Source organism: Flavobacterium sp. DG2-3 (assembly GCF_030730925.1).
Lineage (GTDB): Bacteria > Bacteroidota > Bacteroidia > Flavobacteriales > Flavobacteriaceae > Flavobacterium.
The window spans coordinates 13,879-40,511 of record NZ_JAVAMB010000005.1 but is presented as its reverse complement, the minus strand read 5'-3'; the positions used below and the strand labels follow the sequence as shown (position 1 = coordinate 40,511).

Annotated in this window: 11 protein-coding genes; all 11 read right to left on the bottom strand. The window is 36.4% G+C overall.

The window, feature by feature from the left end; genetic code table 11:
• Positions 1–22: 22 nt before the first annotated feature.
• Positions 23–2,002 carry a RagB/SusD family nutrient uptake outer membrane protein gene (locus Q9Q97_RS09030; protein ID WP_306156265.1) on the bottom strand — a complete coding sequence of 660 codons (1,980 nt, stop codon included), beginning with the start codon at positions 2,000–2,002 and terminating at the stop codon, positions 23–25.
• 18 nt (positions 2,003–2,020) lie between these two features.
• Positions 2,021–5,410 carry a SusC/RagA family TonB-linked outer membrane protein gene (locus Q9Q97_RS09025; protein ID WP_306156264.1) on the bottom strand — a complete coding sequence of 1,130 codons (3,390 nt, stop codon included), beginning with the start codon at positions 5,408–5,410 and terminating at the stop codon, positions 2,021–2,023.
• A 739-nt stretch (positions 5,411–6,149) separates the two neighbouring features.
• Complete coding sequence (locus Q9Q97_RS09020; RefSeq protein ID WP_306156263.1) at positions 6,150–7,133, bottom strand: pectinesterase family protein; 984 nt, start codon at positions 7,131–7,133, stop codon at positions 6,150–6,152.
• A gap of 315 nt (positions 7,134–7,448) precedes the next feature.
• Positions 7,449–9,470, bottom strand: a complete 2,022-nt coding sequence (locus Q9Q97_RS09015; protein ID WP_306156262.1) for a glycoside hydrolase family 127 protein — start codon at positions 9,468–9,470, stop codon at positions 7,449–7,451.
• A 160-nt stretch (positions 9,471–9,630) separates the two neighbouring features.
• Positions 9,631–12,081, bottom strand: a complete 2,451-nt coding sequence (locus tag Q9Q97_RS09010) for a polysaccharide lyase family 1 protein (RefSeq protein ID WP_306156261.1) — start codon at positions 12,079–12,081, stop codon at positions 9,631–9,633.
• Entirely contained in the window at positions 12,078–14,411 is a 2,334-nt protein-coding gene (locus tag Q9Q97_RS09005) for a DUF5703 domain-containing protein (protein WP_306156260.1), read from the bottom strand. The genes Q9Q97_RS09010 and Q9Q97_RS09005 overlap by 4 nt, the downstream gene beginning before the upstream one ends.
• 210 nt (positions 14,412–14,621) lie before the next feature.
• On the bottom strand, positions 14,622–16,046 hold the full coding sequence (locus tag Q9Q97_RS09000) for a sialate O-acetylesterase (protein ID WP_306156259.1): 1,425 nt from the start codon (positions 16,044–16,046) through the stop codon (positions 14,622–14,624).
• Between the two features lie 452 nt (positions 16,047–16,498).
• Positions 16,499–19,888, bottom strand: coding sequence for a glycosyl hydrolase (locus Q9Q97_RS08995; protein ID WP_306156258.1), 3,390 nt, complete (start codon positions 19,886–19,888; stop codon positions 16,499–16,501).
• 284 nt (positions 19,889–20,172) lie between these two features.
• The gene (locus Q9Q97_RS08990; RefSeq protein WP_306156257.1) at positions 20,173–23,502 is read right to left on the bottom strand and encodes a glycoside hydrolase family 2 TIM barrel-domain containing protein; all 3,330 of its coding nucleotides are present in this window, start codon (positions 23,500–23,502) and stop codon (positions 20,173–20,175) included.
• Between the two features lie 150 nt (positions 23,503–23,652).
• The gene (locus tag Q9Q97_RS08985) at positions 23,653–24,777 is read right to left on the bottom strand and encodes a glycosylase (protein ID WP_306156256.1); all 1,125 of its coding nucleotides are present in this window, start codon (positions 24,775–24,777) and stop codon (positions 23,653–23,655) included.
• Positions 24,778–24,908: 131 nt separating this feature from the next.
• Positions 24,909–26,582 carry a hypothetical protein gene (locus Q9Q97_RS08980; RefSeq protein WP_306156255.1) on the bottom strand — a complete coding sequence of 558 codons (1,674 nt, stop codon included), beginning with the start codon at positions 26,580–26,582 and terminating at the stop codon, positions 24,909–24,911.
• Positions 26,583–26,633 lie beyond the last annotated feature (51 nt).

Sequence of the window (26,633 nt, the reverse complement as noted above, 5' to 3'; positions counted from 1 at the left end):
TTTTTTGTTTAATAGTCGAAATTTATTCTTGGTAATTGAAGGTTCCTTGTCCTCCAAAATTATCATTCCAGCCAATTGTTTGCTCTAACCAAGGATTTGAAGTTAATGCCGTAGTATTAAGCCCATTAATATAATAATTAGGATTAAACTTAATATTTACTGCAGCACCGTTAAAATTATCCATTGGTGTAACTAAATTTGTACGAATAAAATTAGTATTATAGAATGTTGCTAAGCTTGCTAACTGAGTTTCAAAATTTGTTGCATCTGGATCTGCCACAACACTTGCACGCGCCGCAGCACTTATAGGATCTGTAGTTGCGGAAGTTGTTGCTACTCTGTATTGTAAGAAGTTACCAGTACGTTTTGTTCCGTTAATTGGAGTTAATCCTAATTTACTCACCGTACCTCCGGTTACACCAGGAAGAGCTTCATTATCATAAAGCATCCATCTTTGAACATCCCAAAAACGTTTTCCTTCGTAAGCTAATTCTACTCTTCTTTCATATAAAACAGCTTCAATAGCTTGGTATTTAGTTGAAAGTGTTCCAATTCCGTAATTGTTTGCAGAAGGAATACCAACACGATTTCTAATTCTTCCTAAATAGGCTAAAGTATTATTTGTCTGACCTAAAGCAGCATAACATTCAGCAATATTCAATAACAATTCAGCATAACGATATTCAAAGATATCAGTTCCAGAATATTGGAAATTTGTTTCTTTACTTGCATTAATGTTAGTCATTTTTCTAACAAAAGCTGGACTAGAAATAGCTGTATTTCCATCAGAGAAACCTGCCTTATTTGTTCCATCTACCCAACGATAAGCCCAAAGAACGCTATTAGGAGTTTCTTTACTTCCCCATTTCATACCAGAAAAAGCAAAAGTTCTATAAAATCTTGGATCTCTGTCTACAAAGAAAGTAAAATCATTATAACCGTTTGCAGCAGTTGGTCTTCTTCCATCTTTCATTGGAAACAAATCAATCATTTCTTTAGGAGCAGCTACTCCTCCTCCTGTTCCACCTAAACTCAACAAACGAATATTTTTTTCCCATGAATTGTTAATCGCTTGAGAAAGATTACCTGTTCCGCACAGTTGTACTGTAATCGCTTCTGAACAGAATGCATTATCAATTAAAAACATTTGTTCCCATTGTTTTGCATTACTTCCGTATAGTCCATAACCATCAGCAGTTAATTGCGCTTCTGCTTCTAATCCTGCTTTTAGCGCAGCTTCCCAACGCTCGTTTGAACCATCCCAATTTTTATTGAATAGAGGGCTTGCAAATGTTAAAAGTACTCTAGATTTTTGAGCCATTGCTGCGCCTTTTGTAAAACGTCCATAAGTTCCAGAAACCCAGTTACCCGGTAATAAACTTGCAGCCATATCCAAATCTTTTACAATTTGAGCTACTACTTCAGAAACTTTTGCTCTCGGAAGCTGAATTGATGGATCTGTTGCTGACGCATCCTGAACAGACGTAACGATAGGAACTCCACCATAAACACGCATTAAATCATAATACTGCATTGCACGCATGTAATACATCTGTCCTTTTGCTTGATCGCGAAAAGTTTTATCAAGATTTGCCCCCTTTACATCGATATCTTCTAAGAATGCATTACACTCTCTAATTCTATTGTAAGGATGATTGTTAATACTTGTTGACAATTTTGCTCCATAATAACCACTTCCATCAGCCGAATTTATAAGAGTTTTGTTAGGATTAATGAAATCCTGAGTTCCACCCAATTCTTCTGTCAATCTTGAATTTGCATCTGTATATGATCCAATTATCGTAGATGTAGGCGATTTGTATGCATTATAAAAATCATAATATTGATTATCTACATAAGCCTGTGCACGTTCTTGAGTTTGGTAGAATGTGTCATCATAAAAGCCATAACCTTTCTTATCTTTTAGAAAATCATCACTACATGAAGCAGAACCAAGTGCTAATACTAGTGAAAGCGTTATATATTTAAATGGTGTTTTCATAGTTTCTTTTAATTTTGATTAGAATGATACGTTAAAATTAAGCGACCAAGTTCTAAGTGTAGGATAATTTACTGAAGAATTATCATACATATTTCTGTAATGATCTGGATAAGGATTATAAAGATCCCACAAATTATTACCCGTTACTCCCAATGTTATAGCTGCAATTTTTGTATCTGCAAAAACTTTCTTAGGGATGTCATAATTAAGACTTAAGTTTCTAACAAAACAACGGAATGTATTCAATTGCCAGAAATCTGATGGACTAGAAATGTAAGTCCATTGTCCTACGTTTGGATATTTACCGTTTAAATTATCCTCACCATACATATCTCTCCAGAAACTTTCTCTAGACCACATATTGTTTGCAGATGCCGTACCTTGATTTACTAAATCTACAAAATTAGCTCCTCCCCAAGATGTTGCAATTTGAGTTCTCAAAGAGAATCCTTCATATCTAAATCCTAAGTTTGTTGTAAAGCCATAAGTTCTACTGCTGTTAGCCAATTTCACATAATCATTCTCTTTAATGATTTGTCCATCTGCTCCTGACATACTTCCATCTGGATTAAGTTGTCCAGCAACGTCTTGATAAGCTAAAGATCCTTTTCTCATTCCGGCTGCAGAATTAATATCAAAATATCTTGGTACTCCTCCAACTGCAGTTGCACGCTCTGTCAAATAAGCCCAGTAATTTGCAATATCTTCATCTGTACGTAGTATACCATCTCCTGTCGATGTTCCTTTCCAAACTGCAAATCCCCATACAGGATTAAAATCTGAAAAACCGACTCTTTTAGTATTGTTGGCAGGAACTAGATTTCCTTGATCAGGATACAGTTCAATTTTATTATCATTATAACTAAAGTTGATTCCAATATTATAGCTCATATTGCTTTTTATTTTATCACTCCAGTTAATGCTAACTTCATGTCCCCATGCATCAATTCTACCATAGTTTTGCTCTGCATATGCACCTCCTACTGAAATTGGCACACCCACAGCACTACTCATATCAGTTAACATTTCTTTGTTTTTATCGTAGTAATAGTCATAAGTAAGACTTAATCTATTTTTTAACAAAGTAAGATCAACCCCAAGGTTATTCTTAATAGTAGTATCCCAAGTAACATTTCTATTAGGATTTACTCTTGGTGTTAAACCATTTCCGTTATATCCACCTCCACTTGTTGGTGTACCAGGACCGAATTGAAAACCTTTATCTACGATAAGATCGTAATATTGCTCCCATCTCCATGGCTGGATATTATCTTTACCTGTTTTACCAATTGAGTAACGAACTTTAAAGAAGTCAACCCATGGCACGCTTTTTTCAAACCATTGCTCTTTAGACATTACCCAACCCACTTGAACAGATGGGAAAGTTCCCCAGTAATTTTCTGGTGCAAATTTTGTCGAAGCATCACTACGTAAAATAAATTGGAATAAATATTTTTGTTTAAAGCTATAATTTAAACGTCCAAAATAAGATAATGTTCCTCCTTCTACTTTTGTAGCCTGGCTATTAGAAGTACTTAATACTCCAGCAGTACGATAATCTCCTAAGTAATCTTTACCCGTGTTCTCGTATGCCAAACGTGTAAAGGTGTTATAAATTTCTGAAGCCTCACCTCCTACCATAGCACCAATTTGATGATCTCCAAAAGTTCTATCGTAGTTAATCATGAAATCACCTTGAGTACTTTTACCATTGGTTGTATTATAATAAACTCTAGAGTTTCTAACGTTTGTTTCAAGCACATAACTACCTGCTGTATTAGTTGTTGCGTTGTAGAAAGTTGGATTAGCTGAACTTGCTAAGTGTCTATCTTGAAGCTGATAATCTCTAATTCTAACTAAATCATACGGCAATTGAATCTGCTCATTATAAACTGAACTTTGATTTCTTGAATAAGATACCTTCATAGACAATCCTTTAATTGCAGCTATCTTATAATTTAATGAGGCATTTACGTTAAACGTATTATCATCTGTAGTTTGGTGAGAACCATTATTTAAATTTGCAAAATAGTTCCAACCAGCAATATTATTGTTAGCATTTGCACTTCCAAAGTTTTTGTTAGAATTAGGAAATGGAGACACATAGTATTGTTTACCCTCTATATTTGTTTCCCAAGGCACATGTTGCGGCATGTGTAACAAGAATCCGTAATCTGCTTGCTCTCCACCAGCTGCAGAAGCATAACTTCCGTCACTAATGTTTGACGATGCTTTAGTAAACGATTTGTCAACAAATCCAACATTTCCAGAAACAGAAGCAGAAAAATCTAAATTCTTAGCAATTTTTGCATTAATACCTGTACGGAAATTCCATTTATCATATTTTTGATTTCCTAAGTTAGCATCTTGAGTTAAATATGTTGCACCAGCAAAATAAGTAATATCCTCACTACCTCCACTTACGTTGAAAGAGTGTTTTTGCTGAATAGCAGGTTTCCAAGCTTCTTCTAGCCAGTTATAGTTTAAACCTTTCATCTGCTCCAATTCTGCATCTGAATAAATAGTAGCCTGATCAATTACAGCATTCGCAGCCACTTTTGATTTAAAAAATCTATTGCTAAAAACTCCAAATTCATAAGCATTCAATACTTTACTATGACTAATGGCATCATTTATAGCAAATTGACTATTATATGAAAATTTTGCTTTACCAGCTTTACCACGTTTAGTTTTTACGACAATTGCTCCTTGTGATGCACGAGAACCATAAATTGCAGCAGAACCATCTTTTAATACCGTAATACTCTCAATCTCAGAAGGATCTAATCTATTAAATTGTTCTAAAGTAGGTTTACCATTACTAGGATCAACTTGAATCATATCGTCGATGATGATCAAAGGAATATCAAAACCTCCGTCTTTAGACAAACTAAAAGTTTGACGAATTTTTATACTTCCAGCCTCTCCAGGACGGCCAGTTCCACTAGTTACAGTAACGTTTGGTACTAAGCCTTTCAATGCATCAGATAAATTTGTCACAGGCAAATCCATCACATCATCTGGTTTGATGGTAGCAATCGCTCCCGTAAGTTCCTTTTTCTTCTGACTACCATAACCAACTACAACAATGTTTTCTAATTGATTAAAATCGTCTTCCATTTTTGCATTAACGATAGAACGATTATTAAGAGGAATTTCTATTTTTTTCATTCCTATGAAAGAAAATACTAATGTCCCTCCACTTTTAACTTTGATTTGGTACTTTCCGTTGTAATCTGTTGTCACCGAATTTTTAGTAGATTTTTCAGTTACGTTAACCCCAGGCAATAATCCTCCTAAATTGTCTGTAACAGTTCCCGTTACTGTAACTTGGTTTTGAGCATAACTCAATACACTCATCAGTGCAAACAAAAGAAAGCTACATCTTTTTATAAGTGCTTGTTTCATAAATGTTTTTTTTTGGTTAGGTTATTAATTGTTAGTTAGTCATGTTTAATGTGCCTATCTATTAACAAAATTTTTCTTAATGGAATCTTAAATTAATTTTATTAAATGTTTAAAACACATTTATTTTAATATTCCAAAAATATGACGATGACATATTAGAACCGTCCTGCTCTATCCTGTTTTAATCATGTTATTTCAAAAAAAAACAGTCAAAAAAAACAATATTAATAAAAAACGAATGGAAAAAATAAATGAACCCAAATATTTAAGACAATTGTTTGCTTAAAACAAAATTTAGAAACCTATTTTGACTAAAAAACAATAAGATTTATATCAAAAATAAACATATAGTATATATTCTGCAAAACTTAATACTATCTCATCTGATAAATAAGAGCTTATAAAATACCGTTTTTTACGAAAACGATAGAGATAAATACTCTGAGTATATTTTTTTGACGTTAAAAAACTTACAAAAAGACCAACAGGACACCTGCTGGACACTCCAAAAAAAACCTTAATATTTTTTTAATAAAAGATAAGATTTTTAAACGTAAATTCTGACCAACAAATTGTAAATAGCTTTTTTTGGAAATTTTTATGTCAAAAAACAAATAAAAAAGCCCGCTAAATCCTATGATTAGCGGGCTTACTTATTTCGTTTCAAAGATATATGCTCTTGATTGTTTTACAATAGTCAGCAACTCTCGAATCGCCAACTAAATAAATCGTTGTATTGTCATTTTTGTGGATTCCATCCATTTAAAACTAAATCCCTATTATATTTTGCAATATCTTCTTTCTTAAGCTGATGTGACCATGCAACTCTTTGAGAAACGTTTTTAGCACTCTCGCCTTTACTTCCGAATTCTGCATAATACGCCGTTTTATCTTTGTCTGGAAAGCGGGTATCAATCCAAGCATTCCAACCTTCTGGAATAATATGCGAACCTAAATCTGTATTAATAAAAACCGTTTGTGCATAAGGTCGCCACGGTCTGCCAAGAAATACTTTATCAACCGATTTGTCTTTGGCAGTTAGTTTACAATCAACAAAAACATATCCATACGGCTGTCCTTGAGGAGTTGAAGCCGCAGTAATATAAGAGTTTACTAGACTTTCAATCGTACATTTATAAAAATAAGCCGTAGCTGCGCCGAATATAAAATCGGTTGTTCCGTTTATGAAACAGTTTTCAAAATAGATACGAGTTTTTTCTTCAGATAAATAAAGTGTATCCTGATTTCCTAAAAGATTGCAATTCTTCACAATAACACGATCACCCTTAATATGAAGTGCCACTGCCTGCCCTACTCTTCCCGCTGTATTTTCGACCGTAAGATTTTCAAGCGTGCAGTCATTTGCTTTAATTTGAAACGAATACGAAGTTCCCGTTCCAAAAGCGGTTTTTCCTGACGGATCTTTCTCGCGAAGCGGTTTCCCCGAATAATCATCAAATGAAATTATCGTTTTGTTTCGATCTGTTCCTTTTAAAGTAATGAAGGTTTTAGAAACGGGAATTTCTAACTTCTCTTTATAAACTCCAGGTTTTATCGTAATGACAACACGCTTTTCTGAATTGTCTTTTACATTATTTACCGCTTCCTGAATCGTTTTAAAATCACCAGAGCCATCTTGTGCGACGGTTAAAGCCAATTTGTTATCAAGTGTTTGGGCTGATAGGGAAAATGTTATTAAGAATAAAGTTAGAATGTATTTCATAAATTTTCAGTTTAAGGTTTTAGATAAAGTTTATCTGTAGGAGACGCACCACAGTGCGTATAACGCAACGTAACCACAATGTTTGACACATGGCGTAGACGGACTGCAGTGCATATCTACAAAGATTGGCGATTCACTGTGAGGAGCTACTTGTGTGTCCTTCGACTCCGCTCAGGAGGACAATCTCTGTGGTAAATCTTTGCCGAGCTACTTGCGAAGATTTCTCCTTCGTCGAAATGACAAAATACATGATTAAAATCCGTTTTAATCTGCGTTTTCGCGATAGCGAATCCCTAAAATCCGCGTCCTAGCAAACTAGTGCGACATCCAAACCGTCATTTCTCCCTGCCCTTTATTTCCCCATGCAAAATACGGAACCAGTTTCACAGGTACCGATATGGCATCTTTTGATGAAAGCGGTTTGTATAAACTTTTATTCCAAGAATTATTAGGATTAATGACAGCCTCGGCCTCAATGCTTACTAAATTTCTATTGTTTAAAGTAAAGTTGTTAGTGGTAAATTTCGAATTCAGCTTTAAAGCCACATCATTTACACTTGTCTTAGCTGGAAGCTGATCCGATTCTAAACAATACACCAAAGGTCCTCTTTTTACAGCTACCTGATTTTTAACTTCTTCCACTAACGGATTCGCTTCCATCAATTCAACTGGCATTGGAAGATTCAATTCAATAACATCTCCTTTTTTCCATTTCTGGTTTAATTTCAAATAAGCTCCTGAAACAATTTTATCTGAAACTTTCGAATTATTTACCAAAACTTCAGCATTTTGGCTCCATCCCGGAATTCTTAAAAAGAAATTCTGTAAATCTTTAGGCGCTTTTACAATCTTTAAAGTGATTTTTCCATCCCAAGGATAATTGGTCACTTGTTCAATTTCTAAAGCTTCTCCGCTTAATGATTTTGTATTCAAAGTGTTGCTTCCGTATAAATTCACATATAAACCTTCTTTTGAAAGATTATAAGCGTAATTTCCAACTTCGGCAATTGTTCTGGTTACGTTTGGCGCACAGCAATTTGACAACGCAATATAACCTTCACGCACATTTCCCCATCTTTGGTGAAAAGGCAAATCAAGAGAAACATTTAGCGGATTATTATACAAGAACTTTTCTCCTTCTAAATCCATTCCAGATAAAACACTATTGTACAAAGCCAATTCTACAATATCAGCATATTTAGCATCTCCTGTAATCTGAAGCATTCTCCAGTTCCATAATACATTTCCAATATTGGCACAAGTTTCCGTGTGAGCCGTTGCATTTGGCAATTGAAAAGGTCTTCCGTAAGCCTGATGAATTTTCTGCACCACAGTCGGGTCATAGGAAGTTCCGTCTGGCGAAACGCCGTCATACAGTGAACCACATCCTCCAGTAATGTACATTTTACGATAGGTTACATCATCCCAAATAGATTCTAGATTGTCTAATAATTTCTTTTCTCCAGTTTCGGCATATAAATCGGCCACTCCAGCGTATAGGTAATTCGCTCTAACCGCATGTCCCATCGCCGTAGTCTGCTGTCTAAACGGAACTCTGTCCTGATTATCATCTGTTCCGTCGCTTGTCGTTCCTTTAATATCAATTAGATTGTTCGCCAATTCTAGATATTTCGGATTTTTGGTTGTACGATACATTTCGACAATTCCCATATAATGTGACGGACAAATGGCATTTCGCGCTAATTCAGGCGAAGCTTTTTTGTAGAAATCATATAAGAAATCGGCAACACCTTTAGCGATAATCAAAAAATTATCTTTTCCGGTTGCACGATAATGAATACAAGCCGCAGTCATTAAATGTCCCATATTATATTTCTCGAAGCCCAATTGCTTTTTCACTTCTTCTGGGCCTAAAGTTCCCCAGCGTTCATCAATTAAAACCGGCGTGTGAATATAGCCGTCTTTACGCTGTACTTTCGCGAAAAGCGCAATCGCCCTATCCATTTCAGCATCGAGTTTTTTGTCTTTTGTAATGGCGTATGTTGCTGCCATTCCTTCAAAAATCTTGTAGAAATCGCCATCATGAAACGAAGGCCCTTTAAAAGTACCTTTGCTTAATCCTGCTGCAATTTCGAAGTTTTTATAAGCATGCGAAGTTTCACTATGATACAAATCCCACATGTACGGCAAGGTATTTTTGGTCTCTACATCAAATTGTTCTTTCCAAAATCCGTTAGTCCATTTTACGTCTTGAAGTCCAACGCTTTGTAATTTCGAGTATGGACTTTGTGAATTCGCAACCAAACCCTTATTTTGCGCCACTACACCAGCACTAACAAAAAACAAGCTAAGGGAAACATTTAATAAATTTTTCATTTTGTATTTTTTTTGAACCATATAAGCTATATAAGTTCATTTAAACTAAACTTTTTTGAAACCATATAAGTGATATAAGTTCATTCAAGCCACTTTTTTAAACTTAAAAAATTAAATTCGAGCCAACTTAAATTTTCTTACATAACTTATATGGTTTAAATTATTTTACAACGAAATTGATCGTTCGGCTCATAGAATCTCCATCTGCATCTTTTACAGTAATGACAAACGACGCAAATCCTTTATCTGAAGCAGTGAACTGAATTTCTTTTCCTTTCAAACTCACTTTTCCGTTCTTAACTTCAGAGAAAGTGTAAACCGGTTTGTTATCGTAACCTTTAAAATAATCCGTTGCTATTAAAACCTTTTTATCTTTTACATTAATAAAATAATGAGGCTGCGCCAGCCAGTCTAAATAATTATCCAATTGCGTAAATCCGTCTTTATCGATATCTGAATTCGTGTCTGAGAAATCTCCTGCTGGTGAATTTTCATTTAAACCAAAAGCTTTTTCCCACCAGTTTGGTAGTCCATCATGATCTGTATCCCAGTCTGTCGGACGAGTTTCTGACGGAAAGTTCGGCCATCCTCCTGTATCTGCTTCATTGTCAATCATACCGCCTAAACCGCTTTTACTGCCTTTATAAGTAAAAGTTCCTTTTTTAGTTTCCTCGATAATTCGATTATCGTGTTTATCAAAAAATGGCTGATTGGCTCCAACATCCGAAAGAACATTTTTATACGCTCCATTTGCCGATTGCGTTTGCACGAAAGAATCAAAAAATGGTTTATTTACGAACGTTTCATATTCTACCATTTCTTTATTGGTAATCGTCATTTTTCTTCCTTTATCCTGCGTTTTTTCGTCGAAATAACCCGGCATTACATTTCCGTCAAAGAAATAACGTTGCATTCCTTTTCCAACTCCTTCGTGCTGTGCATTCAAAGCAACAAAAATTCCAGTTGAAGCGCCTGGTTTGTAATAGTTATTAACGAAATTCACCTCACTCGCACCGCCATCTGTCGCACGTTTTCCCCAGTTATAAACAACATTATTTCTAATATCCAATCTCCCTGTATAAAATCCGTCACCGCTTAAACCACCTCCAATACTCCAGTTACGGCCTTGGTTGTGCGCTAATAAATTGTGGTGAAAACTTCCGATATCTCCCCCAATTGTAGCCGCATAACCGTGCATTTTTCCAGCTTCATATTTATCGTGTCCTGCAACATTTAAAGCCTCAGAAATTAAAGTTCGCTGCAACGTAATATGATGCGCACCACGCGAACTAAACGATTCATCAATCGTCCAACTAATCGAACAATGATCGATAATACTGTAATCGGCACCAGTTAATCCCATGCCGTCAAACGTTTTCCCTCCTCCGATTCTCACTTTCAAAAAGCGAATAACTCCGTCGTTTCCTGTCAATCCGATCGGTGCTCTGGTAACTGTAATTCCTTCTCCCGGAGCCGTTTGTCCTGCAATCGTAATATAAGGCTGATTGACAACCAATCTTGAAGCCAGTTTAATATTTCCCGAAACATTAAAAACAATCGTTCTTGGCCCGATTTCCTGATTCACAGCGTCGCGCAAACTTCCCGGACCGTCATCATTTAAATTCGTTACTTCGATAACTTTTCCGCCACGTCCGCCTACCGCATAACGCCCGTAACCTTCCGCTCCCGGAAAAGCCAGTTGAGCAGGTTTAAACGACCATATATTTCCTAAAGTTTCCTGACCCTTATTATCCACTTCATCCACTCTCCAATAATAGGTTGAACCGCTGTACAAATCAGAAACCGAGTAACTTTTATCGACTAATTTTCCTTTAAATTCTTTTGAAGATTCGGTTGCATTGGCAACAGCGTCTTTATCCAAACCAAAATATAATTTATGAGCTGAACCATTTTTTGAAGCCTCCCATTTTAAAATCACATTTTTGGTTACTTCAACATGCTCGTCTCTGTTTTTTGGTTCTGGAGAACGAGCCTGATTCATCAAGTTTGGCGTATCCAATTCAAAACCGTTAATCACGATTTGTTTTACAATATCAGGATTGTTTGTCGCATCAATTTCAAAACGAACAATTACGTCTTTCCCTTTTTCGGCACTAAATGTAATGTAAGCCATCGAAGCATCAACTTTCGCATTCGCTCGCTGACTGGCATTTACCGTTTCTTGAAGTTTACCGTTGACGAAGATTTTTATCGGAGAAAAAGTTTTTCCTGTAATGATATCAAACGCATTATGAAACGTCAAAAGCGTATGCTTTCCTGCCGTTAAACCACTGATTTTTAATTGTAAATTTTCAGCCGTAATCAATCCATCGCTTCCTAATTTATTGTAATGAGGAGCGCTCATTCCTACCTTGTACCACTTTGAAGTAAAGTTTCCTTTAAGTTGAAAATTCACTCCGTTAAAGGTTTTCTGATCTTCTTTACCTTCATTAATTACCCAAGCTTCATAACTCGGATCGTGAACTTCTTCTAATCTTCTCTGGAAAAAGTCAAAATCGACTTTTACAATCTGTTTGTCGGCACTTTGTGCCTGTCCATTTACTGCTAAAAGGGTGGTTAAAGCAAATGAACTTATTAATTTTTTAATCATTTCAAGTTAGTTTTTTCTGTTTCTGATTTTCCAATCAGGTTTATAATGTCTTTTTTTCTTTCTTCTGGAATCACTTTTAAAACCTTTAATTCTCCGTTAACGAGTTCGGCTTCAATAGTTGTGTTTTGTTTGGCATGTAATTTAAAATGAACATTCCAATCCTTTGGCCAAGCTGGAAAAAGATAGATTTTGCCATCTGCTTCCTGTAACAACATTTCCTGCATACCAATCATTCCTGATCCACCCCAGTTATGGTCTGGAACCCAGTCAAATCCTGGTCCCCAAAATGCTGGAAAACGTCTCTCTGAATTCGCCATTTTCAGCAGATTGTATTTTTTGGCTTCTTCGGTCAAACCTAATCTTGCTGAGAAAATATTGTCTTGTTTCCAACCCACATGACTTCTAAATTTTAAAGCATCTGGATCGTATTTCCATGTATTTAAAGCCATTTCTAAATCTGGTTTTCCGACGCCGTAAATTCCCCATGGATAAACAGGATACAATTGCGGAACCTCTGTATTATTTACTCGTTCCCAAGTTTTAGCAGGAACTAAAACTTTATGATTCTCAATCTGACCAAAATTCAAAGGCGGAATTCTGTTTTGAAATCCTTTTAGATAATCGACTTCTTCTTTTGACAGCTCTTTTTCTGAAAGGTTTAAAAGCTGCTCTGTAATCACTTGTAAAGCTGAAATCGTACTGTTTGAATTATTCGTCATCTTATAGGTTTCAGCCCCCGAACCCGGATAAAGAACTAATTTTCCGTTTCCATCCAGTGCTTTTCTGCCTCTTTGTTTGGCTAAATATTGATAATGTTCATCGAAAAATCGAAGACAGCTAATGATAAACTGATTGTATTTCCGAATGTCTTCTTTAGCATATTCTTTTTGCTGAAGCATCATTTGGCAGAATTCAAAAACCGTGTCCCATTCGTATTCCAACCAAGCGTTATATTCCATTCCTGGATCGTAATCTGCAGGTCGTTTCCATTCATATTCCGCTGGATTTGGAAGTCCGAAATTTTCTAATTGTTCCGTGAAAGAAGCGCCGTTGTGTTTCCAATAGACCTTACTGCGTAATTCAGCATTTTTTTGAATCGTTAAGTAATAATCCAATTGTGATTTCATCATATCAAAATCACCGCTTTTTACCATCGGAAAATAAACCAATCGCTGATTTTGAGCCGTCATTGTTCCTCCTCCCCAATTTCTAAAATCAGGTGTAAAGTTGAAGTCTTTATTCGTATAAACAGGATCAACCGTAAAAAGCCCGCCGTTAAATTTCGTTGGATATTTCCCGTAGGCATTACATCCCAACATGTATCGAAACAACTGATAATTCTGCCCAATCTGATAAACCGAATCTTTAGCGACCGATTGGTTTTTATGCGTATAAATAAAACTGCGGTTCCAAAAGTTATTCCACCATTTTATTGTGTTTTTCTCTGCTTGTTTGGCTGTGTTTTTATTCGAAGCCATCAAACTTTTTAATCCGTTATTCCAAGTCGAAAAATCAGATTGACTGGTGTTTAAATAAATTTCTAATGAATGTTTTTTCGAAGGATGTACGCTCGTTAAATTAAATCCTTTAAAATCGTTATCCTGATATTTTCCTAGATAGGTTCCGTCTGGTTTTAAGTTATCGCCTTTTATGAACCCGCCGAAAGTCAGATTCGCAATCGGGTTCATCATTTCCTCTTTAACCGATTCCATTTTCTGCTGTTTTACAGCAACATCAAAAACGGTTTGTTTACGGTTTCTGTGATAGAATTTAAGTCCGTTATTTTCAAAAGCAATCGAATCTTTAAAAATGATTAAATCGCCTTGAGGCGCCCATTTATAGGAATTCGCATTATTTTCTTTTCCCTTTGAATGATGATTCTGAAAACGCCAGCTTTCATAAGAAGCCGTCATTTTCAAAGGATTTTTGCTTTCTAAATCAACATGAATAATCGGTTTAAAAACATCTACCCAAAGTTTGATTTTGGTATCATTCTGCCCAACCAAAACATAACCGTCTCTGAGTTTCAATTCCTGACGAAAACCGTCTTTCCCTTCAAACGGATTTGGACTTAAAGTGATTTTTACACGGCCTAATTTCAATAAAGTATTATGTTCATCAAAAGTCCCACTTCGTGAAAAATAAAAATACAAATCGCCTTTCTCTACCCAGACATTCATACCAATATCTCCACCTCCCAAAGGCATAGATTCTGACGAATTCTGGCTTTGCGTTGTCCAAACTTGATTGTAAGCATCGAGTACAGGGATTTGCGCTTTAAGACAAAGCGTGGTAAAAAGAGAAAATAGAAATATTAAATTTTTCAACATACTAATTTTTATATAGAATACTGTTTTTAAACCATATAAGTTATATAAGATAATTTAAGTTGTTACCTAAAATTGAAACTAGTAAGGTTTAAAAAAGAACATAAAAGATAAATTTAAGCGAAGCTTTAAATTTTGAGTTATATTTCCTTAAAACACAATCCAAACACAAAGCTTAAATTATCTTATATAACTTACATGGTTTAAAAAAAACTACCACTCATCAGTCCTAAACGAAGAAACCGGCAGACCGCCTGCACTGAATAATTCCGCTTTCGCGAAATCTTTCCATAGATATCTAATTGCAACTGGCTTTTTCACTTTATCCGAAGTCAAAACCACCGATTTTCTCCTTACAACCGTTTTAGCTGGATAAAAAACTTTGTCTTCTCCTGCGATTTCGAAGCCTGTAACTTCTTTTTCATAAGACGTAATTCCGTTAGCCACATCATCAAAAGAAACCGTTACAGCACCGTCCTTTATTTCCATTGATTTATATTTCGGACTTTCAAATTCGAAACCTTCAATTCCGTACGTTCGTGCCAAAGCCTGAAAAGCCAATCTATTTCCGCCCTTTTCTTTGTCCATTGGATGAATATTATTCTCCTCTCCAACGTCCATTAAAACCGCCATTGCCGAATTCGAAATTTCCTTCGAAGCTTTAAACTGCGCTTCTCTCAAATAAGCCGAATTGTATTTCTCTAAATAATCTTTTGGATGAAAAGAAGCATAATTAAACGGTGCAATCTGAGCAAAATAAAACGGAAAATCGCCTTGATTCCACATCGTTCTCCAACTGCTTACCATTTTTTTCATCAAAGCCGTATATTCGTTTGCTCTTTCATAATTCGATTCGCCCTGATACCAAATACAGCCTTTGATTCCGTAACCAATTACAGGCGAAAGCATTCCGTTAAACAAAGTCGTTGGCACACGGTTTGGATCTTTTGTTAATTCTTCTTTTGTAGTCGGAATTTTAGCACTCGCAAAATCTTTCAGCATTTCTTTGTTCATCCACGCTTCCATGCTTGAACCTCCATACGAAACATGAATCAACCCCACGGGAACATTTAAAACTTCCTGTAAAAGAGATCCGAAATACCAAGCCGTTGCACTAAAATTGGAAGTTGATTTTGGAGAAGCTTCTTCCCATTTTCCTTCAAAATCGTCTTTTGGTTCTAAAACCGTAGCACGCGGAATCGTAATTAAACGAATGTTTTTATTGGTTGATCTTACGATTATTTCGTTTCCGTTTTTAACGGGTTGCCCTTGGAATCCTTTCAAAGGCATTTCCATATTGGATTGTCCGGAACAAAGCCAGACTTCGCCGATTAAAATATTTTTAATGGTTACTTTTTCAGTTCCTTCAGCAACTTCGATTGTAAAAGGTCCGCCTGCGGTTGGCGTTTGCAATTCTGTTTTCCATTTCCCCGAAGCATCGGTTTTTGTTTTGTAAATTTTAGAATCCCACGATGTTTTGATTGTGACATTCGCATTCTTTTCAGCCCAACCCCAAATTGGTGCGTTTGATTTTTGCTGCAACATCATGTTATCAGAAAACAATGCCGGCAGTTTGATTTTTGCATTGATTTGAAGGCTTAGAAAAACCGTTAAAATTGCAATGATTGATTTTTTCATTTTTATCATTTTGTTTTCTTGCCACAGATTAAAAGATTAAAAAGTATTATTTATCTGTAATGATTCTTTAATCTGCGTCAATATTATTTTTTCAATTGCCTCCAGCTTTAGCTGGAGGTTATATATTTTTTCTCTATTGGGCTTTAGGCAAACTTCGCATTTGGCTAAAGCCCAATTCTTATGTTATTCCTAAACCTCCAGCTAAAGCTGGAGGCAATTGATCTATTTTTATTTTAACTAAATGTGTCGCTCCTCTGGAGCTAAACTACTCTCGCATTAAATATTTTCTATAAATATTTCGCTCTTCCAGAGCTTCTCTTTCGTTTATGTTAAAACTACTCTTCTATAAATATCCCGATCTTATTGAAAAAGTCCCAGAGGGACGAAATATTTATAGAAAACAAATTCCATCTACATATAAAGCTCCAGCGGAGCGACATATATATCCAAAATTATTTCTCTTTCAAAATGATAATCGGCCCCAATAATCCTGCTTTCAACAACGGATTTCCTTCCAATCTAAATGCTGCTGTTGTCCACGTTAATCTTTCTTCCTTTGGCAATTTTTGATCACCAATTAAGCGGTTTGCCCACGTATTGGTAACTTTTATTACAATTGTATTTTTTCCTTTTTGTAATACCTTTGAAATGTCTGTTTTAAATGGAAAAGTCCAAAGCGTTCCACAATCTTTTCCGTTGATGGAAACTTCAGCGATATTGGCAATTTCACCTAAATCCAACCAGATTTTATTGGTGTCTTTTCCTTTCCAGACAAATTCTTTTTTATAAACCACAGTTCCAGAATAATACTTAATCTGATCGTTTGCAGAAGTACTCCAATCAAAAAGTTTATTAGTTTTTATTACTTCTTTCGGACCTTTAAATTCTGGATCAAATTGCAATTCCCAATTTTCGTCTAAAACTTGAATTTTTTCAAATTCAGCAGCTCTTGCTTTCGCTAAAACTTCTTTTGATTCTTCTTTAAAAATGACAAAACCAGATTCGTTAGCTTCTAAAGTTACTGAAACAATTGTTCTCTCATTTTCTATTTTCCAATTGGCTAAAGCCGAAGTTCTATCCGTAACTGGGTTGTACCATTGTGGAACTTTTCCTGCGATTCTGAACGAAGCATCGAATGTTCTTTTTTCTTGTTTTTGATTCGAAAGAAAATAAACTTCTTCGTTTTCTGCTTTTCGGTGTGCCCATGCAATCGTTTCTGAATCGGCTCTGTTTAAATTTGGAAAATAAACATCTTGTGTTATTCCGATTGAAGCAAAATCATTTCCTAAATACGGTAACTTAACAACCGTTCCTTTTCCGATTTTCCATGAAGAGGAATTGTCATTATTCCAAATTTCGTCAATTACATTCTGCCATTTCTTTTGATTTTCTTTCGATTGAATTCCCGGCTGAACTGTCGGTTTATCCTCTACAAAAATCGTTGCGCCGTCTTTTAGTAACTGCAGGATTTTTTCGGCGGAAGCCAAAGACAAAATTTTATTTGGTGCCATTTTATGACTTCCCGGAAAGAATAAAGCTCCATATTCTATTCCATTTTCAAAAGTTACTTTTCCGTTCTTAACTTTTGCTCTGTTGATTAAAACATCAGCATTGAAAGAATCGTATTGATAACCGTTTAACGGATTAATCCATTGCGATAAATCGGTAATGTTTTTAGAATATGTTACTTCTTTTGGCATTTTGGCTGTCGGCTGACCTTCATTCTCCAAACGGATTTTCTCGCTTTCGAGTCTCTCTTTTCCAAATACATTCGGAATAAACGGAACCAAACGATCTGGCACAAAGGAACGCGACGGAAAATCTTCTCCAATAAAAACCGCCAAATCAATTACAGGTTTTCCTTTTTGTAACTGAAATTGCACTCTTTGACAATAATCAAACCAAGCTTTCCCGGGTTTCCACCACGTTTGGTCTCTTTGGAAAAAAGTTCCGATGTCGTCTAAAGTCATTCCGGGTTTTCTATCTGTCCACGGATTATGAACAAAAACATGGTAAAATAATCGGTTGATTCCTAAAGCATAATTGCGGTCGGCAGTAGTTTTTAGATTTCCGGGATGTTCGTCCCAATCCATTCGCAAAGCCGTAAAAGATTCAGCCTGAATAATATCTTTTCCATAAATATGTCCGCCTGAAATCGCATCAACCATATCAAAAGGTTTGTCGTGCGTTGGACTTTTCAGCCAAAATTCACCGCCTGGATAATCTACATATTTATAATGCAACAAAGCATCGCTCATCATAGTTGGCGCTACATTTTCAGAACTTAATTTTACGTTGTATTCTTTAGCAATCTGAGCAACAGTTTCGTAGAAATTATCAGCAACTAAATCGGCAATAGTTTTACGTACATCATATAAAATTTTCTCTGAAAAGTCAGCGCTTTCAATCGGAATTCCCGCCATAACCGGCAGATATTCTACCAAATCATAACCACGTCTTTTTTTGAATTCATCTCTAAAAACCGAAGACCAGTTTTGGCTTCCGCATTCCCAACTGTCAAAATGGAGGATTTCTAATACTCTTGAAGCTAGTTCGGGACCAGCAGATCGAACGGCTTCTCCAAACCAATGATCTAATTGAAAACGAATTAATTCGGGATTAAATTTATCGACTTCTAATCCTTTTCCTGCTCCGCCCGTTGCATTTTCATGACCTGTAGAAGTGTGTCCCATTCGGATGATTTTCCATTTTCCTTTTGGCGCTTTCCAATTCATATTTCCACCAGCATCAACAAATTTTGAAATATTGATGATTTCTGATTTTTTGAATGCTTCAGAATTCGGAATTTCTTTCTCAGTAGTCTGCGGAGTCAAACGCCAGATTGTTCCCGATTTTCCTTCGTAATTATTGATTACGGATTGATTTGAAAGTGTAATTTTACTCACTTTCAAATTCTGCTTCCATTTGGCAAAATCTAAATCTTCCGCTCCTGGTTCTGTTCCGACTGGATCGTAAACAAATCGGAAATATTTTGCTGTAACAGGTGTAATCGTATGGGTGTTAGCGAAATCCATATCCTGCCAGCCGTGGCGCGGAGCAATCAGTCTTTCGTGGAATTTAAAATGAACGCCGTCATTACTAACTTCGACAATTAAACGCTGTGCCTGATAATCTCTTCCTTTGGTTTCAATTACAATAGATTTGCAAGTAAAAGGCTTTTCAAATTCGTATTGAATCCAGCCTGCATCGGAAAACTTGAAATTTTCGTCTTTTTTAGGATCAGCCAAAAACGAAGCATCGGTATTATTTGATGTCGTTACTTTTGGCAACTGAAGTTGCGAAGTGGTTTCGTATTCTTTTATCGGAAGAGCGAAAACCGCAATATCTTTATAATACTCTTTGTAATGTTCTGGAACTGGCAGTTTTGAAACTACTTTTTTTCCTCCTAAAATTTCATTCGTTGACCAAACTACTCTTTGCATCGACATTTCTGGTGTAATCCACGGACCGCCTGCAACTGCAAAACCGTCGGCTCCGTGAAAAGCGAGTTTCAAACCTAAACGATCAGCTTCTTTAAACGCCCAATTAATCATATCCCAAAATTCAGGCGTCAACTGTAAAACCGGCGGGTCTATCAACGGCGGATTTGCTGGACCTTTGATGGTCATTAAATACGCACCTGCAATTCCGTTTTGTTTCATAGCTTCTAAGTCGGCTGTGATTCCGGCTTTAGAATAGGCCGATTTCATCCAATACCAATACACCCAGGTTTTGGAGGATTCTAATGTTGGCTGAAAAGTAGTTTCTTTTTTATGGATTTCCTGCGCAGAGACGAAGCTTGCGAATAGGAGGATAAAAAAGAGGTGTTTTTTGTTGGGCATTTCTGTTATTTTATTTCGTTTGTAAACCCGACAGGTTTTAAAAACCTGTCGGGTTTGGCACGTATCATTGTTCGCTTTTTTTGTCAAACATAGCCCAAGGTTTCAACCTTGGGTACACAACGTAAACACAACGTAAACGTAACGTGATTTACAATACGTTTCCCAAGGTTGAAACCTTGGGCTATGTTTAAATTTTTGTCGAATTACTTTGCGTGGGCTTCGACTCCGCTCAGCCTGACAAACTATATCTTTTAATTTTAATTCTTAATTTTTAATTGATATTGCTAGTACTTAAACTTCTTCAAACTACTCTCCAACTGATTTTTCGAGCCGCTGAAAGGCGTTAAATAAAAACTATATTGATAATTTCCTGATTTGACTTGATATTGTTCAATTGGCTGTGCTACAATCGTCCAGCTATCATTTCCTCCAACTCCCATTTGTATTAAATCGATGTTTAGCGTCAAAAACCCAGGGTCTTTTAAATCATAAGTATGACCTGATGCACTTAGGTTTTCCTGCGTATATGGCCACGCACTCATGCTCAAAAGTTTAGTATCGTTTACCACAACAAAACCTTGATTTTTCTGAGGAGTTGTTAATGCCATCCATCTTACATCACATCGGTTTCCGTTTTCCTGCGGTTTTGGATAATGCTCTATAAAATCATTGATTGGCAATGAATACTTACCAACAAACGAGCCAAAACTTCTATCGCTGTAATTTTCCAATTCGCCTTTTCCATACCACGAAATCTGGTCGAATTTTCTTTGAACGCCCATCTGCATTCCGATTTTTGGAATATTTGGCAATTTATCTGAAGCTTTTAAACTGTAATCTATTTTTATCACGCCGTCTGGACTGATGTTGTACACCACATTTACGCTCGCACTGTCTTTTATAATTTCGTAATCGCTTGTAACTTTAATTTCAGAAGCCGATTTGTCAATTTTTACATTTACCAATTTTGGTTTTGCTTTGTACCATTGTTTCAACAGTTTTTGCGATTTCCATCCGCGTTTGTCGTTGTCTGTCAGAGGTCTTACGAAGTTAGGAAGCAATGGCGCAAAAACCTGTTCTTCTCCGTTGAAAACGTACGAACTCAAAGCTCCATTTGTTTTGTTGATTTTAATATCAAATGATTTTCCTTTAATAGAGTAATCCGAATCTGATTCCGAAACATTCACTGTTCCTTTAGCAGCTGGATTAACTTCGCTTTTCTTCTGAATCACGAATTGATCTTCCGCGACAGTGTAACCTTTAGAAGCCCAAAGTTCATCTGCTGAAAGCTGGAATTCTATATTTAAAATATATTCGGCATCGGCTTTCATCTTTGGCAGATATGAACTAATATTTAAAGTCGTCGATTGTCCTGCTTCTACTTTTAAAGGTTTTAAAATCTGAGTTTTAATTACGTTTCCGTTTTCTAATATTCTTAAAACCGGAATATAACTTTCTAAAGATTTAACTGCACTGCGATTTTTAATTTCTAACTGATTTCCGTTTAAAGTTGAAACCGCTGGCTGATAAACCCATTTATTCTCAAAAAGCGAACCTTTTGGTTTTCCGTAAGAATCTACAATTCCTTTTGTATTGAAATTTCCGTCATGATATTTTTCTCCGAAATCTCCTCCGTGAGCAAAATAATTTTGTTCTGATCTAGAATCGAATTTTACGATTCCCTGATCTTTGAATTCCCAGATACAACCTCCAATCACTCTTGGAAGCGAACGGAATTCATCCCATAATTCTTTTAGATTTCCAACGGAATTCCCCATGGCATGAGAATATTCAACAAAAATAATCGGACGTGTATCTTTCTTTTGATCGACTAAAAATTTCGGTGTAAAAACGCCCGGATAAAAACGGCTGACCATATCGACATACGAATCATCTTGCGGATTTTCAAAGCGGTACGCATGGTCAATTGTTTTGGGATATCTCGGATCAAGCGGATCGATATAGCCGTCTAATTTTGCATTCCCCTGTGCTGGTTCATAATGCACCGGACGAGTCATGTCAAAATCGTGAACCCAACCCGACATTGCAGCATGATTTGGACCTTTTCCGCCTTCATTACCCAAACTCCACATGACCACAGACGGATGGTTTTTATCACGTTCAACCATTCTGATCATACGTTCCATATAAGCATTTGTCCAAAGCGGATCGTTAGCTAATTTTCCGCCAATTCCGTGTGTTTCCTGATTGGCTTCGTCCATCACCATAATTCCGTATTGATCACATAATTCGTAAAAATAAGGATCATTTGGGTAATGACTTGTACGTATAAAATTGAAATTGAACTTTTTAATCGTTGTAATATCCTGTTTGATATCTTCTCTTGTAACCGCTTTTCCTCTTGTCGGATGATGATCGTGACGGTTTACGCCGTACACATAAGTTTCTTTTCCGTTAATGAGCATTTTTCCGTTTTCTTTCGAGAATTCGATTGAACGAAAACCAACTTTACAGCTTTTAGCATCGGTTACATTGCCATTTTTATCTTTAATCGAAATAACCATCGTGTATAAATTCGGTTCTTCTGAACTCCATTTTTTCGGATTTTTAATATTTTCTTGGAAGAATCCAAAACGCACATTATCCAGACGAGGATAACTTTCGTTGATTAAATCAAGTACAGGTCTCTGAAGTGGTTCTTTGAACACTGGTGCATTATTCGCATCATACAACTGAACATTCATCATATAATCTTTAGCTTGAACTCTTTCTCCAGTCAAATTCTCTACTTTAGGACGCAGTTTAAAAATCGCATCTTCGTATTTCTTATCTAATTTAGTCTGCACAAAGAAATCTTGAATGCGCAGTTTTGGTTCCGCCATAATAAACACTTCACGCTGAATACCGCTCATTCTCCAATGGTCTTGGTCTTCTAAATAAGAACCATCCGTCCAACGGATTACGCGAACTGAGACTACATTTTCTCCTGCTTTTAAATAAGGCGTAATATCAAATTCTGAAGGCAGAAAACTGTCTTCTCCATATCCTAAAAATTCTCCGTTCAACCACACTTCAAAACCTGAACTTACAGCTCCGAAGTGCAAAGTTACGGTCATGTCTTTCCAATTTTCAGGAACAGTAAAACTTCTTTGATACGAACCTACTCCATTGTAATCTTTCGGAATAAAAGGCGGATTTATCGGTCGAAACGGATAAACGGCACTTTTATAAATTGGATTGTCGTAACCTTTCATTTCCCAGTTAGATGGCACTTCAATTTTATCCCAGCCCGAAACTTTGTTTTGATAAAAATCTTTAGATGCTTCTTTTAAGTTTACAGCATATTTAAAATCCCAATCGCCCGTCAACATCTGCATTCGGCTTTTGGTTCTGTCGCCTTTTAAAGCGTCTTCAACTGATGTGTACGAATATGCTGTAGCACGAGAAGGCTGTCTGTTGATACTTGTAATTTTTGGGTCTTCCCAAGGAGCAAATTCGTATTTCTTATTCAGTTCTGGTACGCCTGCGGGTTCTCCTGTTACGGATTGGGCGCTAACGTAAGATGTTAGAAGTAAAATAAAAAATGTGAATATGGATTTTGGTATCGAAAATCGAAACCTTGAAAAGTGATTTTTTTGAGTTGGTTGAAACATTATTTTATTTTTAGTTTTTTGTCATTCCGAGGAACGAGGAATCGCACTAGGAATTCCACCACTATAATCGACAATCTTTGTGGTTACGAGTGTGATTTCTCCCTTCGGTCGAAATGACAAAACTGTGTCTTAATACTTAATTCTAAATACTTAATTCTTTTTCTTCTTCTCCGGCGGAGCCACGAAATTCAATTTGCTTTTTCCTAAATCCTTCGAAGTCGCAATTGCAATACCTCTTTGTTCTGCTTTGTTAACCGCGCAGTAAAAATGAAACACTACGCCATCATGTTTTACCACAAAAGATTTATGAGCGAACATATCATCATAAGGTTCAGAAGATTTAACTAAATCGTCGCCTTTCCAGTCTGTCCAGTTTACCAAATCATTCGAAACGGCGAAACGGTTAAATGCACCCTGATTCCAGCCCGTCCAGAAAGCTCCAAAATAGAACATCACCCAAGTATCATTAATACGCTGAATATAAGCGTCTCCAGAAATTCCTTTATGATGATTGATTAAAGGTTTATCGCCATAACGTTTCCAAGTTTTCATATCGTTGGATACTGCCATTGCAATACGCTCTGCGCCTTTAGCAGGGTTTATACTATCGCCACGGGCATTGTAATACATGATAAAATTGTGTCCCGTCAATTTATCTTTATCACGAATCACACTGTTTTTGTACATCGTGCTGTTATCCCACCATTTGGCGTCTTTGTCTTTTGGCGTTAAAACCGGATTTTCTAATCTTTGAAATTCGTGCGGTTTTGTCGGCGCTTCTTTCGTATATGCCATTCCGATGGATAAAACACCTGCTTCATAACCTTTACTGTCTCCGCCAAAATAACTCATCCAGTATTTGTCATCATATTTTTCCCATTCGTAACTTCCGCCCCAAGTCATATCCTGCAACGAAATGTATCCTGCTTTTTGGTTCACATCCCAGTGTTTTTCATTTTCTGAAAACGACATTACTTTTCCTAAGTATTTCCAGTCTAAAAGATTATCACTTACTGCTAACCATGTTTCGTAACCTCTTCCGTCGTAAATTAAATACGTCATGTACCATTTACCGTTTTTTCTGAATACACTTGGGCAATCCATTTTGTATGAGTTGTCTGTTGGCACCATTACTAATCCGTATTTGTAAGGTGTTTTTATTTCCTCGTAAATTTCCTGCATTACGGTGTCGGTAATTTCTCTTTTCTTGTATTTGGTGGCGCAGCTAGATATAAAAAGTGCTGAAACAGCAATTAAAAGATATTTAATTTTCATTGGTTTTTGGTTTTGGCCACGAAGGCGCTAAGGCACTAAGTTTTTTATTTTTCTTGACAAATTAATCTCGCAAAGTCGCAAAGTTTTCTATTCTCAAAATCTTGTTTCTTGCATCTTGCTTCTACTCCGTCTTACTTCTTCAATTCCTTTAAACGAGACTCCATTACGTCTTTATTCAATTTAACTTTTACCATTCCCGTTGGATGAAATCTTCTTTTTAAATCGATGGCATTGTACACGATAGTATAAACATCATTTCCTTCTGGGATTAAGCAAAGTGGCGTTCTCATAATATCCCACCATTTATCGACTTTGGTTTCGATTGGAAGATAATGCGCTTCTGCCCAGTTTACGCCGTCTGCTGATAACGAATACGCAATCATATTCGGTAAATGATGTCCCCAGCCGTCTGGACCTCCGTCGAAAATCGCTATGTACATTCCGTTTGGTAACTGACTAACAATTGGATTCTCCACAAAAAGCGGATGCATCGTTTTGATTGGTTCCAAACCTTTGTTCATTCGCAACCACGGGCCTTCTAAACTTTTGGATTCGGCTAAAGCCACAAACCAGCCTTTTCCTGATTTCTTCGGATAATCTGCCCATGAATTAAACGGATAGGCACCACTGTAAAATCCGAAATATTTTTCTCCAACCTGATACGGAAAAAATGAAGCAACTCCTTGACGGCCTTCCCAAGGCTGAGAATCTAATCCTGGTTCCATGATGATTCCCATGTCTTTATAAGGCCCACCGATTCCATTTATTCCTTCAACCATTGATTCGCAACGCCAAATTCTCCCGAAAGAGTGATTCGGTTCTATTTCTTTACTTACAGTATAAGCCAAATAATAGCCGTACCATTTGTTTGCTTTTTCATTAAAAACCGGCATATACGACCAAATTGCCGCACGACGGTCATTCATCGGATTATCGTCTTCGGTTACGGCATAAGTTCCGCTTGCTTGGTAGATTGTCGATTCTCTTTTCCAGTGAATCGCATCTTTACTTGTCCAATGTCCGATTTTAGTTTTTACACGATCGTAATAATAATCAACGCCTTTTTCTCCCGCTCTTTCCGTTGGAAACATATGATAGGTATCGCCGACTTTCACCACACGTCCACCTTCAAAACCGCCTTGAATGTCTTCTGTTCCAGACATTCCTTCATCAATAACGGGTTTGTTTTCTCCGCCTATAACTTCAAAAAGTGGTTTTTCATCTGAAAATCCTTCTACGATAAAAGTTGGGTTCCACAATTTACCGTCTGGAAGTTTGGCGTCTCTAGATTCTAGTTTTTCAGAAGCTTTTACAACTCCCAAAATGGCGAATAAACCTTTTCCAAAATTGATGTTTTGAGTTCCTTTTGAATAAGAAACAGCATAAATATTTACTGGAGGTAAACCTGTAATCGTTACTCCGTTTTCTAAAATTAACTTGCCATTTTGAAGTTTATCAGCTTGAAGATATTCGGAATTATTTTCCTGAAAAACTCCAATCAAAACTGTTACAGCTTCTTTAAATTTTAACTGCAATGGCGCATTTGTACCTTTTTTATATTTATCTAAAGGAAGTTCGATTCCTTTTAAACCTTGTAATTCTGGCGCTAAACGAACAATATTGTGTTTACTTCCTGAAAATACATGTGCGTATTGAGTAGTTTTGAACGTTTTGTAATTGGATTTTACAATTTCAAATGAAGCTGATTTCCATGCTGTTTGAGCGTTGGCTTGTAAGCATAGGAAAAAGAGCGCTAGGAAAGCAGTTTTTAGATTGAAATTGTATTTGTTATTTTTTGAAAACATTGGTTTTTTATTTTTTTGATTGTCATTGCGAGGAACCAAGCAATCACATTT